The sequence below is a fragment of the Streptomyces sp. NPDC041200 genome, from assembly GCF_055591805.1.
The window spans coordinates 19,612-34,881 of record NZ_JBVIZF010000005.1 but is presented as its reverse complement, the minus strand read 5'-3'; the positions used below and the strand labels follow the sequence as shown (position 1 = coordinate 34,881).

Genomic DNA, 15,270 nt, shown 5'->3' with positions numbered 1-15,270 from the left:
TCGTCCCTCAGTGCCGCGCGCCCTCGTGGGCGCGCGGGTCTATGTCTCGTTGTGGCGGCCCGTGAGCCGCCTGGCGCTCCCCAGGTGCTCGCCCAGACGCTTCTGGATGAGCACGGTCGCCTCGTCCAGCGCCGCCCGGGTCCGCCGGCCGCTGCCGTCCCCCGCCTGGAACGGGTCGCCGAAGACCACGTCGACGCGGCTGCGCAGCCTCGGCAGCGCCTTCGGCCGCCCGTCGGCACGCCGCTGCTCGCCGGTGCCGAGCACGGCCACCGGCACGATCGGGGCGCCGGAGCGTACGGCGAAATACGCGAGCCCCGAGCGCAGCGACGCGAAGTCGCCCTCGCCGCGGGTGCCCTCCGGGAAGATCCCCAGCACTCCGCCGCGCTCCAGCAGGCCCAGCGCGTGGGTGATCGCGGTGCGGTCGGCGCTCGTACGGTCCACCTTCACCTGGCCGACGGAGCGCATGAACGGGTCCAGGGGACCGACGAACGCCTCCTTCTTGACCAGGAAGTGCACCGGGCGGGGCGAGGTGCCGATGATCATCGGGCCGTCGACGTTGTGGGAGTGGTTCCCGGCCAGGATGACCGGACCGGCGGACGGGATCCGCCAGGAGCCCAGCACCCGGGGCCGCCACAGCCCGTACATCAGGCCGATGCCGATCCGGCGCCCCACCGCGGCACCGGCCGCGCTCGGCAGCGCCGGGTCGGCGGTCCGGTCGGCGGCGGTCACGCGGCGGCCCGCTTCTCCTCGACCAGCGTGACCACGCACTCGATGACCTGGTCGAGGGTGAGGTCGGTGGTGTCGACCTCGACCGCGTCGTCCGCCTTCGCCAGCGGCGAGGCCTTGCGGCCCGAGTCGGCGGCGTCCCGCTTGGCGAGCGCCGCCTGGGTGGCGGCCAGGTCGGAGGCGTCCTTGCCCTTCATCTCACCGCTGCGACGGGCGGCCCGGGCCTCGGCGGAGGCAGTCAGGAAGATCTTGAGGTCGGCGTCCGGGAGCACGGTGGTGCCGATGTCCCGGCCCTCGACCACGATGCCGCGCGGCGCCTCGGTGGCGATCGTCCGCTGCAGCTCGGTGATCACCGTGCGCACCTCGGGGACCGCGCTGACCGCGCTGACCCGGGAGGTGACCTCCTGGGTGCGGATCGGCCCGGCGACGTCGGTGCCGTCGACGGTGATCGTGGGGGCGGCCGGGTCGGTGCCGGAGACGATGACCGGCTTGCGGGCTGCGTCGGCCACGGCGACGGCGTCCTCGACGTCGATGCCGTTGTTCACCATCCACCAGGTGATCGCCCGGTACTGGGCGCCGGTGTCCAGGTAGCCGAGGCCGAGCTTGGCCGCGACGGCCTTGGACGTACTGGACTTGCCCGTGCCAGCGGGGCCGTCGATCGCGACAATCACTGCTGCCGGGGCGGTCCGGGCGGCGGTTTCCACGGTGACAGACACCTTTCGTATGCACGGGGCTGGGTTGAACGGAGCTTGGTGAGAGCCCCGGACAAGGTTACTGGCTCATCCGGGGCTCCCGGTCACCGCCGGATGTCACTGCCGGATGGACCAGCCGCGCTCGCGGAGGGCCTTGGTCAGACCGGGTGCGGCGGCGGGCTCCACCATCAGCTGGATCAGGCCCGCCTGCTGGCCGGTGGCGTGCTCGATCCGTACGTCCTCGATGTTGACGCCCGCCCGGCCCGCGTCGGCGAAGATCCGGGCCAGCTCGCCCGGCTGGTCGCCGATGAGGACCGTCACGGTCTCATAGACGGCCGAGGCGGCGCCGTGCTTGCCCGGCACCCGCTCGCGCCCGGCGTTGCCCCGGCGCAGCACGTCCTCGATCCCGGCCGCTCCCCCGCCGCGCTTGGCCTCGTCCGCCGACTGCAGCGCGCGCAGCGCCCGTACCGTCTCGTCCAGGTCGGCGGCGACCGCGGCGAGCACATCGGCGACCGGGCCGGGGTTGGCGGACAGGATGTCGATCCACATCGCGGGGTCGGAGGCCGCGATGCGGGTCACATCGCGGATGCCCTGGCCACAGAGGCGCACGGCGGTCTCGTCGGCGTCCCGCAGCCGCGCCGCGACCATGCTGGAGAGCAGGTGCGGGGTGTGCGAGACGAGCGCCACGGCCCGGTCGTGCGCGTCGGCGTCCATCACCACGGGGACGGCGCGACAGAGCGCGACCAGTTCGAGTGCGAGATTGAGCACTTCGGTGTCGGTGTCGGCGCCGGGTGTGAGCACCCACGGCCGCCCCTCGAACAGATCCGCGGTCGCGGCCAGCGGCCCGGAGCGCTCCCGCCCGGCCATCGGATGCGTACCGATGTACCGGGTCAGGTCACAGCCCAGCTCCTCCAGCTCCCGGCGCGGCCCGCCCTTGACGCTGGCCACGTCCAGACAGGCCCGCGCCACGCCCCGGCGCAGCACATCGGCCACCGTCCGGGCCACGTACGCGGGCGGTACGGCGACGATCGCCAGGTCCACCGGCCCGTCCGGCTCGTCCTGCGTCCCGGCACCGAGCGCCGCCGCGGTCCGCGCCGCGTCCGCGTCGTGGTCGGCGAGGTGGACGTGGATACCGCGGCCCGCGAGGGTGAGCGCGGCGGAGGTACCGATCAGTCCGGTGCCGATGACGAGGGCTGTTCTCACTGGGCGATGTCCTTGCGGAGGGCCGCCGCGGCGCCCAGGTAGACATGGGCGACGTCGGTCTTGGCTAGGTCGGTCTCGACATGCGCGAGTATCCGGACGACCCGCGGCATGGCCCCGGCGATGTCCAGCTCCTGCGCACAGATCAGCGGTACGTCGGTGATCCCGAGCTTGCGCGCGGCGACCGCGGGGAAGTCGCTGTGCAGATCGGGCGTGGCGGTGAACCAGACGCTGATCAGGTCGTCCGGCACCAGGCTGTTGCGCTCCAGGATGGCGGTCATCAGCTCGGACACCTGCTCCCGCATATGCCCCGCTTCATCCCGCTCCAGCTGAACCGCTCCGCGAACCGCTCGTACCGCCACGTCTGTGCTCCCTGCGCGTGCTGTGCCTGTGCCGCGTCCCACGCGTGTCTGACGCCTCTGTCCTCCGCGTGGACGTGTCCCCGATCAGCCTAACCAGCGCAGCCCAGTCCCCGCTCACGCGTCCCGCGGGGATCCTTAGAGGTCCACCTCGCGCATCAGCATGCCGACCTCGGTGTTGGTGAGGCGGCGGAGCCAGCCGGACTTCTGGTCGCCCAGGGCGATGGGGCCGAAGGAGGTGCGGACCAGCTTTTCGACCGGGAAGCCCGCCTCGGAGAGCATGCGCCGGACGATGTGCTTGCGGCCCTCGTGGAGGGTGACCTCGACGAGGTAGTTCTTGCCCGTGTTCTGGACCACCTTGAAGTGGTCCGCGCGGGCGTAGCCGTCCTCCAGCTCGATGCCGTTCTTGAGCTGCTTGCCGAGGTCGCGCGGCAGGGGGCCCTGGATGGCGGCGAGGTAGGTCTTCTGGACGCCGTAGCGGGGGTGGGTGAGGCGGTGGGCCAGCTCACCGTGGTTGGTGAGCAGGATGATGCCCTCGGTCTCGGTGTCGAGGCGGCCGACGTGGAAGAGCCGGGTCTCGCGGTTCGTGACGTAGTCACCGAGGCACTGGCGGCCGTCCGGGTCCTCCATGGTGGAGACCACACCGGCGGGCTTGTTCAGCGCGAAGAAGAGGTACGACTGGGTCGCGACGGTCAGCCCGTCGACCTTGATCTCGTCCTTCTCCGGGTCGACGCGCAGCCCCTGCTCGGTGACGATCTTGCCGTTGACCTCGACGCGGGCCTGGTCGATCAGGTCCTCGCAGGCGCGGCGCGAGCCCATGCCCGCACGGGCCAGGACCTTCTGCAGCCGCTCGCCGTCCTGCTCGCCGAAGGTCTTGGGCAGCTTGGTCTGCGGCTTGTTGTGGCGGGCCCGGTTCCGCTCCTCTATCTGGGCCTCGTACTCGCGCGGGCGGGCCGGGGCGGTCGGCTTCCGGCGGCCGCCGGTGCCCTTGGGGGCGCCGCTCTTGGCCGCCCCGCCGCGGGGGCCGCCGCCGCTTGGCTTCGGGGCGCCCGCGTCGTAACGGCGCTCCTCGGGGCGGGGGCGACCGGTGCGCTTCTGCTTGTCGTCGCGCCCGTTCCCGGCCCCCCGGTAGTTCTTGCCGCCGCTGCTGCCGCTACCGCTGCCGCCGCCGCTACCGCTGCCCCTGCTGTTCCTGCCGCTGCTTCGCATCAAGTTTCCGTCTGAGAGTGGCTGCTGTCGTGTACGTCTGTGTCCGGTGCGTCCGGGTCGAACGACGGCACGCCCTCCTGGGACTCGCCCTCGACCGCGTCCACCTCGGGGAGGAACGGTGCCAGCTCCGGAAGCTCGTCCAGGCCGCGCAGGCCCATCCGCTCCAGGAAGTAGTTCGTCGTCCTGTACAGGATCGCACCTGTTTCGGGTTCCGTGCCCGCCTCCTCCACCAGTCCGCGCTGCAGGAGGGTGCGCATCACGCCATCGCAGTTGACTCCACGGACGGCGGAGACGCGGGAACGGCTGACCGGCTGACGGTACGCGACCACCGCGAGGGTTTCCAAAGCGGCCTGGGTGAGCCGGGCGTGCTGGCCGTCCAGGACGAAGCCCTCGACGGCCGCGGCGAAGGCGGGCCGGGTGTAGTACCGCCAGCCGCCCGCGACCAGCCGCAGCTCGAAACCGCGCCCCTGCGCCGCGTACTCGTCCGCCAGCTCCCGCAGCGCCTCCGCGACCGCGCGGCGCGGACGGTCCAGCACCTTGGCGAGGTGTTCCTCGGTGGCGGGTTCGTCGACGACCATGAGGACGGCTTCCAGCGCGGGCTTGAGGTCGAGCGCCGCGACCTCCGAGGGCTCGGCTTCGTCGACGGCCGGATCGCTCATGTCCGCACCTCCTGCTTCTCGGTATGGGCCTGCTTCGCGGTATCGGCCTGCTTCTCGGTGTCGGCCGGTGGCCGGGCCTCCTGGTCGAACTCGTCGGTGACCAGCGGCCGCTGTCCGTCCTCCGCGCCCGTCCAGCGCACCATGAGCGCGCCCAGCGCCTCCGGCTGGTCGAGCAGGATCGCGCGCTCCCGGTACAGCTCCAGCAGGGCCAGGAAGCGGGCCACGACGGTGAGCACGTCCGGCGCGTCCTCGGTGAGCGTCGCGAAACTGGCCTCCCCCAGCTCCCGTAGCCGCCCCACCACCACGTCCGCCTGCTCCCGCACGCTCACCAGCGGGGCGTGGATGTGGTCGACGTACACCTGCGGCCTGGGCTTGGCCTGCATCGCCTTGACGGCCAGCTTGGCGAACCCCTCCGGGCCGACGCGGATGACGACATCGGGCAGCAGTTCGGCGTGGTGCGGCTCCAGGCCGACGGTGCGGGGGTAGCGGCGGGCCTCCTCGGTGAGCCGGTCGTGGAAGATGTCCGCGATCTGCTTGTACGCGCGGTACTGGAGCAGCCGGGCGAACAGCAGGTCCCGGGCCTCCAGCAGCGCCAGGTCCGCCTCGTCCTCCACCTCGGCGGCGGGCAGCAGCCGGGCCGCCTTGAGGTCGAGCAGGGTCGCCGCGACGACGAGGAACTCGGTGGTCTGGTCGAGGTCCCAGTCCGGCCCCATGGCCCGGATGTGCGCCATGAACTCGTCGGTGACCTTGGAGAGGGCGACCTCGGTGACGTCCAGCTTGTGCTTGGAGATCAGCTGGAGGAGCAGGTCGAAGGGCCCCTCGAAGTTGTCGAGCCGCACCGTGAAGGTGTTGTTGCCGTCTTCGGCGGCTTCCCCGTCCTCGGCCGCCACGCCCTCTTCGGCGCCCTCGCCGTCCCCGGCGGGGTCCCGGTCTTGCGCGCCCTCGCCGTCTTGCGCGCCCTCGCCGTCCCCAGCGGCGGCTTCGCCGTCACCGTCCCCGGACGGGCCCGCGCCGCCGCCGAGCGGCGCCCCGTGGCCCCGGACAGCGCCCCCGGCCGGCCCGTCCTCGCCCCCGGCCCGCTCGTGCGCGGGCTCGGACTCCGGATTTACCGGCCCGGCCACGCCACCCGGCGCGACCGGTGTCCCGCCAGTACCTGACGGCGCGTCCTCGTCGCCCCCGCCCCGGGGGCGGGCCGGGTGCTGGGCTGACGCGTCGCCCTGCGCGGGCGGAGGCGCCGTCCTGGGCCGCCCGTCGGGGCGCGCGCCTCCCCGCGTACCGGGAGCCGGGGGCGCAGCGCCGTGGGCTTCCGCTGTGGCCGCGTCGCCGCCGGGCGACGAAGCGGCGGCGGTGCCGGGGGCCGCGGACCCGACCGCGGGCGGGGCGGCGGTGCCGGGGGCCTCCGCCTCGGCCTGGCCGGACGCGGCCTCTGGACTCGGGGCGGCGTCAGCGCCGGGCGTGGTGTGGGGCGCCGGGGCGGCGCCGGGGCCTCGGCCCAGGGGGCGGCGGCGGGACGGCAGGTCCTGCGGGTCGTTCGTCGGCATCGCGGTCCAAGGTGCTCAGGGCCGGGCGGTCAGCCCGCGATCCGGGCAGGCTATCGCCCGGCCCGGTCAGCGGCCGCGCAGGCGGCGCACCAGAATGCTCGCGTCGCCGCGCGACTCCAGGTCGGCGAGGACGACCGCGACCGCTTCGCGGACGATCCGGCCGCGGTCGACCGCGAGTCCGTGTTCGCCCCGGAGCACCAGCCGCGCGTGTTCGAGGTCCATCAGCTCCTCGGCGGAGACATAGACCGTGATCTTCTCGTCGTGGCGCTCGCGCCCGCTGGGGCGCCGGTTCGCCGCACGGGAGCGGCGGCGGGCGGGGCCGCCCTGGGCGGGCGGGGACGTGCCGTCGGACGCCTGACGGCCCTTGGCGGCCCGTTCCCCGGCCCCGGAACCGTTCGCGGCCGCCGCGGCGGGGCGGCCGCCGCCCGCGTCCTGGGGGGCGGTCTCACGGCCCGTGTGCTCGGCCGCGCCGGACTGCTCGCCGCCGTCGGCCGGTGCGCCGCCCGTCGCCGCCTCGCCGCCCGGGTCGGGCTCGGTGGCGGGGGCGGGCACCCGTGGGGCCTCGCCGTTCGCCTGGCGGCGGCCGGACGCGGGCGAGGAGGACTGGAGCCCCATCCCTCCGGTGGTGCGGAACAGTTCGTCGGCTCCCGGCAGACTCACTCGGCGTGACACCGGGCGAGCACCTCCCTGGCGAGCTGGCGATAGGCGGCGGCACCGACGGAGTTGGACGCGTACGTGGTGATCGGCTCGCCGGCGACCGTGGTCTCCGGGAAGCGGACCGTACGGCCGATGACCGTGTGGTAGACGTGATTGTCGAACGCCTCGACCACGCGGGCGAGGACCTCACGGCTGTGCACGGTGCGCGAGTCGTACATGGTGGCGAGGATGCCGTCGAGTTCGAGGTCGGGGTTGAGCCGCTCCTGGACCTTCTCGATGGTCTCCGTGAGCAACGCCACACCACGCAGCGCGAAGAACTCGCACTCCAGCGGCACGATCACCTTGTGCGCCGCGGTGAGCGCGTTGACGGTGAGCAGGCCGAGCGAGGGCTGGCAGTCGATGACGATGTAGTCGTAGTCCGCCATCAGCGGCTTGAGCGCCCGCTGCAGGGTCGACTCGCGGGCCACCTCGCTGACGAGCTGCACCTCGGCGGCCGACAAGTCGATATTGCTGGGCAGCAGGTCCATGTTGGGCACGGCCGTCTTCAGCAGCACCTCGTCGGCCGACATGCCCCGCTCCATGAGCAGGTTGTAGACGGTGAGGTCCAGCTCCATGGGGTTGACCCCGAGGCCGACCGACAGCGCGCCCTGCGGGTCGAAGTCGACCAGCAGCACCCGGCGGCCGTACTCCGCGAGCGCCGCGCCCAGGTTGATGGTGGAGGTGGTCTTGCCGACCCCGCCCTTCTGGTTGCACATCGCGATGATCTTCGCGGGGCCGTGGTCGGTCAGCGGTCCCGGGATCGGGAAGTACGGGAGCGGCCGGCCGGTGGGGCCGATGCGCTCGCGCCGCTGGCGGGCCGCGTCGGGGGCGAGAGTGGCCGCGTACTCGGGATCGGGCTCGTACTCCGCGTCCGGGTCGTAGAAGTGCCCTTCGGGCAGGTCGTCGTAGTCGGCGAAGCGGGCGGGTTCGTTGCCCCCCTGGTCGCCGGCCATGGCGTTCACGTGATGGCCGTCCATGCTGTGGCTCTGGTGGGCTGTCGTCATGCTCGTCACGCTCTGGTGGGTTGCGAAGGTACGGACAGCGACGGAGCCGACAGCCTCGAGCCCCGAGGGCCCCTGGCCCCGCGCAGCCGGTCCTGGTTGACCACCCCCGGGAGAAAATGTCGACTCATTCACAAGTCGTCCTACCTCCTTGGTGACCAGGAAATTTCTCTATAGGTCAGCGTGACACCATGCCGACGGTTGGCGACTCTATGGCGTGTCGGCGGTCCTCAGCAACACAATCCACCGGACACGGCACGATGTGTCGGCAATCGAACACCCCGATGTCAAGGGCGTATGGGCGGCGCCACGGAGATTTCACCACCCCCTAAAGCGTCTGGATAGTTACATTCAGGGCGAGTTGACCGACGCCCCCGTCGGGCCTGATCCGGGGCGTACCGGACACACCGGCGGCCGGGTCCCGCCCCTCGGCAAGACCCGGCCGGATGCCCGGTGTTGACCTGATGTTGACGGCGCGTGTTGACCCGCCGTCGCCCGGAGTTGACCGCTCTCGCGGCCTCAGCCGATCAGCGAGGCCAGTTCGACCGAGGGCAGCCCGTGAGCCTCGGCGACCGGCCCGTAGACGACCTGTCCCTCATGGGTGTTGAGCCCCTTGGCCAGCGCGGCGTCCCGGCGCAGCGCCTCCCGCCAGCCGCGGTTGGCCAGCTCGAGGATGTACGGGAGCGTGGCGTTGGTGAGCGCGTGGGTGGAGGTGTTGGGCACCGCGCCCGGCATGTTGGCGACGCAGTAGAAGACCGAGTTGTGGACCGTGAAGGTCGGCTCGGCGTGGGTGGTGGGGCGGGAGTCCTCGAAGCAGCCGCCCTGGTCGATCGCGATGTCGACAAGGACACTTCCCGGCTTCATGCGGGACACCAGCTCGTTGGTGACCAGCTTGGGCGCCTTGGCGCCGGGGATGAGCACCGCGCCGATGACGAGGTCGGCTTCGAGGACCGCCTTCTCCAGCTCGTAGGCGTTGGAGGCGATGGTCTGCACCTTGTTGCCGAAGATCCGGTCGGCCTCGCGCAGCTTGTTGATGTCCTTGTCGAGCAGGGTCACGTGGAAGCCCATGCCGATGGCGATCTGCGCGGCGTTCCAGCCGGAGACGCCGCCGCCGATGACGACCGCGCGGGCGGCGGCCACGCCGGGCACGCCGCCGGGCAGCGCGCCGCGGCCACCGGCGGACCGCATCAGGTGGTACGCGCCGACCTGCGGCGCGATCCGGCCCGCGACCTCGGACATCGGGGCGAGCAGCGGCAGCGTGCGGTTCGGGGCCTCGACGGTCTCGTACGCGATGGCGGTGGTGCCGGACTCCAGCAGCGCGTCGGTGCAGGCGCGGGACGCGGCGAGGTGGAGGTAGGTGAAGAGCGTCTGGTCCTTGCGGAGCCGGTGGTACTCCTCCGCGATCGGCTCCTTGACCTTCAGCAGCAGATCGGCGGTGGCCCAGACCTCGTCGGCGGTGGCGAGGATGCCGGCTCCGGCGGCGATGTACTCCTCGTCGGTGATGGAGGAGCCCAGACCGGCGCTCTGCTCCACGAAGACCTCGTGGCCGCCTCGCACCAGCTCGTGCACGCCTGCGGGGGTGATGGCCACACGGAACTCGTTGTTCTTGACCTCGCGGGGGATACCGACCTTCACGTCGATCACGGTCCTTGATCTGTGGGGGCTAAGGGTTTGACCGGCCACAACCGGCCATAGACCGGCCGGAACCGGCCATAGGTCAGCAAAACGGAACATGTCCGCATGCCCAGGTAACCGCGGCGATCGCGGGTACAGCCAGTGTAATGAAGGACGTCGCGCTGTCTAGCCTTGCATTGCTTCAATCTTTAGCGAGACCACCACTGATTTCGTAGGTCGATTGGCGATCTCCCCTCAACCCCGGGGGTCGTGGCCATGCGGCGTCATGTGTCCTCACCGCGCTGAGACCGCTGAGACCTGGACCACTCGTCCGCCCGCCGGGCCGCCGCGGCCGCCTCCGACCAACTGCGCAGCGCCTCCTTCGACCGCCCCGTCTTCTCCTGGGCCTTCGCCGTGCCGCTCAGCGCCCGCGCGTATCCCTCCAGGTCCCCCGCCCGGCGGCAGGCTGCCGCGGCGGCCCGCCAGTCGCGCAGCGCCTCGGCCCAGCGGCCCGCGTAGCCGCGGACGGTGCCCAGACGGGCGTACAGCCGGGCCTCGGCGGCCAGGTCACGGCGGCTCAGCCGCAGTTCCAGGGCGCGGCCGTACCAGTCGGCGGCCCGGCTCCAGTCCTCCAGCTCCTGGTACGTCCCGCCGATGGATTCCAGGGCGCGTCCGGTCGTGTACGGATCGTCCGCCGCGCGGGCCGCCTCCAGCGCGCCCTTGTAGCGGGCGAGCGCCGTGTCGATCCGGCCCGCACCCGCGTCCAGGTCGCCCAGGTTCAGCAGCGCCGCCGCCCGCTCCACCGGCAGGTCGCGGCGCCGGGCCACGTCCAGCACCAGCTGGTGGAGCCCGTACAGTTCGGGCGCCGCGCCCTCGGCGCCCCGGTGCGCGGTCAGCGCGTGGGTGAGCGCGGCCACCAGCCGCCGCGCCAGGGTGTCGACCTCACCGGCCTCGACGGCCACCCGGGCGGCCTCGACCAGCGTGGGCAACCGGCTCTCCAGCCACTCCCCCGCCGCCTCCGCCGACGGAAACCGCAGCGATCCCGGCAGCGCCGCCAGCTTCTTGCGGGCCGGGGAATCCGGCGGCTCGGTGGCCAGTCGGCACGCGTACAGCTGCCGTACGGTGCGCTCCAGCATCCGCGCCCGGGCCAGCTCCACCTCCGCCGGGCGCTCCGTCGCCTCCAGCAGGCGGCGCAGCAGCGGGTCGAGGCAGCCGGGCAGCTCGTACCGTCCGTGCTCACGCGGCCGCAGCATCCCGTACCCGGCGAAACCCTCCAGCGCCGCCTGTCCGTCCGCCACGGAGCATCCGGCCAGCGCGGACGCGGTGTGCGCGTCGGCCGAACCGGCGGGCGCGAGCGCCAGCAGCCGCAGCATCCGGGCGGCGGCCGGGGGCAGCGAGCCGTACGCCAGCCGGAAGGCGCGGGCCAGCGGGCGGGCGCCGCGGTCCACGTCCCCGTCGGACGGCGGCAGTTCGCGCAGCCGCTCGATGACGTCGGACACGGAGGCCTTGGGCCGGGCGGCGAGCCAGCCGCCGACGAGCACGAGCGCGGCGGGCTGACCCGCGCACTCCTCGACCAGGGTCTGCGCGGCCACCGGGTCGCAGGTGATCCGGGTGGGCCCGGCGGACTGCGCCAGCAACCCGACCGCCGCGCTCACGTCCAGCCCGCCGACGGTGCACGGGCGGACGTCCGGAACGCCGGTCAGCGGGCCCCGCGAGACCGCGATGACCAGGCAGTCGGGTTCGTCCGGCAGCAGCGCGTCCACCTGCTCGGCTCCCGCCACGTCGTCGAGCAGCAGGAGGACCCGCTTGCCGTCCAGCGCGTGGCGGAGCATCTCGCCCAGCTCGTCCTCGTCCGCCCCGGGCGGAGCGGTCACGCCGAGCCTCACCAGCAGGTCGCGGGCGGTGCGCTCGGTGGGGACGGGGTCCCCGGACGACGTCATCAGCCGAGCCTGGAGCACCCCGTCGGGGTAGTCGTCCGCCAGCCGCCGGGCCAGCTCCTCGGCCAGCGCGGTACGGCCCCAGCCGGGCCGCCCCGCGATGAGCAGCACCCGGCTGCGGGCGGACTTGCGGCCCGCGATCGTGTCGAGCCCGGCGCGGTCGATGTCGGCCCGCAGCGCCAACAGCTCCCGGCGGCGGCCCGCGAACCCCCGGCCCACGGTGGCGGCGGCCGCGAACAGCACCGCGCGCGTCGCGCCGCTCCACACTCCGCCGTCGGCTGCGCCCCGTGCCGGAGGCACGCCGTCCGCACCCCCGTCCGCGGGTTCGCCCAGGGGCTCCCCGTCGGTGTCGACCGCCTGCTCCGCCACGGGCCCCACTCCCGTCCACCTGCGCATATGAGCCCGCCGCGGCTGCGGTCAGGGTTCGTACGAGCGTAGTTCACTCCGCGTCAGGTCCCGGGCACTCCGGGCCGGTGACCCGGTCCGAAAATCACCCCATCGGATGGTCCGCCGGGTGGGTACGCCTGCGGCGGGCCGTCCCCCACCCCGCCCCTTCCCGAACCACGGGCTCCGCCCCTGGACCCCGAGCCCCGCATTCGCGGCCGGTGGCGGCCAGAGGCCCCCACCGGGCGCAGGGCCTCCACCCACCGCCGGGTGGCCACCGAACAACGGGTGCCGGGCGGGCCGGGGCCACCGGCGGGTGGCCGCTACTCGGCGAGAGGGGCCGGGAGCGCTACCCACCCCCACCCGGCACTCCGCCGCCGGACGGGCCGGAACCGAGCCACGCGCCGGGACCACCGACGGATGGCCGCCGAACGACGGGAGGCAGCGGGGGGCGGCTCCCGTCGTTCGGCACCCCGTTATCGGGCGGGCCGGGCCCACCGGCGGGTGGCCGCTACTCGGCGGGAGGGGGCGGGGTCGCAGGGGTGGGGTCCTGGACGATGACGTGTATGTGTGGCGCCCATTTCCGGCCCACCCCACGTCTCCGGGCACTGGCGCCAAAAATATACGAGTCCAGGGCCCTGCCCCGGAGGCCCCGCACCCGGCACCACCGCCCAACCAACCGCGCCCCCGCCCACCAACAGGAAGCAGCGGCGGCTACGCCTCGAAGGGCCGGGCGGGCCAGGGGGCCTCGGCCGGGCGCAAGGCGTCCACGCCGTCGCCCGCCAGCGCGGCGTGCAGCGCCAGGACGCCCACCGCGAGGCAGTTGTTGTGCAGGTCACCGGCGAGCACGAGCCGCACCAGTTCGTCCAGCGGCACTCGGGCCAGCTCCATGTCGGCCTCCTCCTCGGAGACCTCGTACCGCTCGCCGTCCGCCGCCGAGATCTCCCGGGCGAGGAAGACCCGTACGGCCTCGTCGCAGCCGCCGGGCGTGGTGTAGACGTCCACCAGCACGCGCCAGTCCTCGGCCTTGACGTGCGCCTCCTCGTACAGCTCGCGCTGCGCGGCGCGCAGGGGGTTCTCGCCGGGGATGTCGAGGAGACCGGCCGGGATCTCCCAGAGACGGTGGCGGACCGGGTGGCGGTACTGGCGCAGCACGATGACGCGACCGGCGTCGTCGAGGGCCAGGACGGCGACGGAGCCGGGGTGGACCTGGTAGTCGCGGGTGACCGTGGAGCCGTCGGGCATGACGACCTCGTCGGTGCGCACGCTCGTCTTGTTGCCGGTGAACGGCGTGACGGTGGCGACGGTCCGCCACTCCTCGGGGGTGTCCTGGATGCCCATTGCGCTGCCTCAGCGTCCTTTCCGCGTGCGAGTGGCCGGGGGAAGCGGGCCGCTCGGGCCGCCCGCTTCCCCCGTCAACCGTTCAACCGTATCGGTCAGGACCCGGCGGACGTCCCCTCGCCAGCGGTCAGTCGCTCGACTGCCGCCTTCACCAGACCCGCGAAGAGCGGGTGCGGGCGGGTCGGCCGGGAGCGCAGCTCGGGGTGGGCCTGGGTGCCGACGAGGTAGGGGTGGACCTCGCGCGGGAACTCGACGTACTCGACCAGCTTGTTGTCGGGGGAGGTGCCCGAGAAGACCAGCCCGGCCTTCTTCTCCAGCTCACCGCGGTACGAGTTGTTGACCTCGTAGCGGTGGCGGTGGCGCTCCTCGACGTACGGCTGGTCGTCGTAGACCTCGCGGACGATCGAGCCCTCGGCGAGCTTGGCCGGGTACATGCCCAGCCGCATGGTGCCGCCCATGTCGCCCTCGCCCGCGACGATGTCCAGCTGCTCGGCCATGGTGGAGATCACCGGGTCGGTGGCGGCCGGTTCGAACTCGGTGGAGTTGGCGCCGGAGATGCCCGCCAGGTTCCGCGCGGCCTCGATGACGATGCACTGGAGGCCGAGACACAGACCCAGTAGCGGGATCTTGTTCTCGCGGGCGTAGGTGATCGCGCCGACCTTGCCGATGACGCCCCGGTCGCCGAAGCCGCCGGGGATGCACACCGCGTCGCAGTCCGCCAGCTGCTGCCGGGCACCGGCGGCCGTCTTGCAGTCGTCGGACGTGACCCACTTGATCTTCACTCGGGCGTTGTTGGCGAACCCGCCCGCGCGCAGCGCCTCGGTGACGGACAGGTAGGCGTCGGGCAGGTCGATGTACTTGCCGACGAGCGCGACCGTGACCTCGTGGTCGGGCTGGTGGACCCGCTTCAGCAGGTCGTCCCACTGGGTCCAGTCCACATCACGGAAGGGCAGGTCCAGCTTGCGGACGACATAGGCGTCCAGCCCCTCGGAGTGCAGCACCTTCGGGATGTCGTAGATCGACTTGGCGTCGATGGCGGCCACCACCGCGGCGTCGTCCACGTCACACATCAGCGAGATCTTGCGCTTGATGGAGGTGGGGACCTCGCGGTCGGCGCGCAGCACGATGGCGTCCGGCTGGATACCGATGTTGCGCAGGGCGGCGACCGAGTGCTGGGTGGGCTTGGTCTTCAGCTCGCCGGACGGGCCGATGTACGGCAGCAGGGAGATGTGCACCACGAAGACGTTGTCCCGGCCGACCTCGTGGCGGACCTGGCGGACGGCCTCCAGGAAGGGCAGCGACTCGATGTCGCCGACGGTCCCGCCGACCTCGGTGATGACGACGTCCACGTCATCGGTGGCCATGCGCCGGATGCGGTGCTTGATCTCGTTGGTGATGTGCGGGATGACCTGCACGGTGTCGCCCAGGTACTCCCCGCGCCGCTCCTTGGCGATCACGCTGGAGTAGACCTGGCCGGTGGTCACGTTGGCGGAGCCGTCGAGGTCGACGTCGAGGAACCGCTCGTAGTGGCCGATGTCCAGGTCGGTCTCGGCGCCGTCGTTGGTGACGAACACCTCACCGTGCTGGAACGGGTTCATCGTGCCCGGGTCGACGTTCAGGTACGGGTCGAGCTTCTGCATGGTGACCCGCAGACCCCGCGCCTTGAGCAGCGCACCGAGGCTGGAGGCGGTCAGGCCCTTGCCGAGTGAGGAAGCGACACCCCCGGTGACGAAGAGGTGCTTGGTCGTCATGGGCTTAGCGGCAATGGCCAAAAGGGGGCTCCCGTGGTCGCGTCGTGAGGGGTGCGGTCCGGCCGCTGCCCCGATTTCTCGGAGGCGCCGTCGCTGAGGTTCGGGGGTTTTGTGCCCGCCGCTCCACGGGCTACCAGGGTATCAGTGCCCCGGGGCGGCC

Annotated in this window: 13 protein-coding genes; all 13 read right to left on the bottom strand. The window is 72.8% G+C overall.

Features of this window, described 5'->3' with window-relative positions:
• Positions 1-39: 39 nt before the first annotated feature.
• Positions 40-768: a lysophospholipid acyltransferase family protein gene (locus tag ACZ6CL_RS15425; protein WP_468936146.1), complete on the bottom strand. Its 729-nt coding sequence runs from the start codon at positions 766-768 to the stop codon at positions 40-42.
• Positions 726-1,430 carry a (d)CMP kinase gene (gene cmk, locus ACZ6CL_RS15420; protein WP_468936143.1) on the bottom strand — a complete coding sequence of 235 codons (705 nt, stop codon included), beginning with the start codon at positions 1,428-1,430 and terminating at the stop codon, positions 726-728. The genes ACZ6CL_RS15425 and cmk overlap by 43 nt, the downstream gene beginning before the upstream one ends.
• Positions 1,431-1,535: 105 nt before the next feature.
• On the bottom strand, positions 1,536-2,621 hold the full coding sequence (locus ACZ6CL_RS15415; protein WP_468936140.1) for a prephenate dehydrogenase: 1,086 nt from the start codon (positions 2,619-2,621) through the stop codon (positions 1,536-1,538).
• Positions 2,618-2,980 carry a chorismate mutase gene (aroH, locus tag ACZ6CL_RS15410; protein WP_385442198.1) on the bottom strand — a complete coding sequence of 121 codons (363 nt, stop codon included), beginning with the start codon at positions 2,978-2,980 and terminating at the stop codon, positions 2,618-2,620. Before aroH ends, ACZ6CL_RS15415 begins: the two co-directional genes overlap by 4 nt.
• Before the next feature lie 135 nt (positions 2,981-3,115).
• Positions 3,116-4,186, bottom strand: a complete 1,071-nt coding sequence (locus tag ACZ6CL_RS15405) for a pseudouridine synthase (RefSeq protein ID WP_468936136.1) — start codon at positions 4,184-4,186, stop codon at positions 3,116-3,118.
• On the bottom strand, positions 4,186-4,845 hold the full coding sequence (scpB, locus tag ACZ6CL_RS15400) for an SMC-Scp complex subunit ScpB (protein ID WP_468936133.1): 660 nt from the start codon (positions 4,843-4,845) through the stop codon (positions 4,186-4,188). Before scpB ends, ACZ6CL_RS15405 begins: the two co-directional genes overlap by 1 nt.
• Positions 4,842-6,386, bottom strand: coding sequence for a segregation and condensation protein A (locus tag ACZ6CL_RS15395; RefSeq protein ID WP_468936130.1), 1,545 nt, complete (start codon positions 6,384-6,386; stop codon positions 4,842-4,844). Before ACZ6CL_RS15395 ends, scpB begins: the two co-directional genes overlap by 4 nt.
• A 66-nt stretch (positions 6,387-6,452) precedes the next feature.
• Positions 6,453-7,058 carry a hypothetical protein gene (locus tag ACZ6CL_RS15390; protein WP_468936127.1) on the bottom strand — a complete coding sequence of 202 codons (606 nt, stop codon included), beginning with the start codon at positions 7,056-7,058 and terminating at the stop codon, positions 6,453-6,455.
• Positions 7,043-8,059: a ParA family protein gene (locus ACZ6CL_RS15385; RefSeq protein ID WP_385442265.1), complete on the bottom strand. Its 1,017-nt coding sequence runs from the start codon at positions 8,057-8,059 to the stop codon at positions 7,043-7,045. The genes ACZ6CL_RS15390 and ACZ6CL_RS15385 overlap by 16 nt, the downstream gene beginning before the upstream one ends.
• Before the next feature lie 543 nt (positions 8,060-8,602).
• A complete protein-coding gene (gene ald, locus ACZ6CL_RS15380) occupies positions 8,603-9,718 on the bottom strand; it encodes an alanine dehydrogenase (RefSeq protein ID WP_468936124.1) in 1,116 nt (371 codons plus the stop codon).
• Positions 9,719-9,981: 263 nt separating this feature from the next.
• Positions 9,982-12,003, bottom strand: a complete 2,022-nt coding sequence (locus ACZ6CL_RS15375) for a tetratricopeptide repeat protein (protein WP_468936122.1) — start codon at positions 12,001-12,003, stop codon at positions 9,982-9,984.
• A 729-nt stretch (positions 12,004-12,732) separates the two neighbouring features.
• A complete protein-coding gene (locus ACZ6CL_RS15370) occupies positions 12,733-13,359 on the bottom strand; it encodes an NUDIX domain-containing protein (RefSeq protein WP_468936119.1) in 627 nt (208 codons plus the stop codon).
• A 95-nt stretch (positions 13,360-13,454) separates the two neighbouring features.
• Positions 13,455-15,110 carry a CTP synthase gene (locus ACZ6CL_RS15365; RefSeq protein ID WP_468936116.1) on the bottom strand — a complete coding sequence of 552 codons (1,656 nt, stop codon included), beginning with the start codon at positions 15,108-15,110 and terminating at the stop codon, positions 13,455-13,457.
• Between the last annotated feature and the right edge of the window lie 160 nt (positions 15,111-15,270).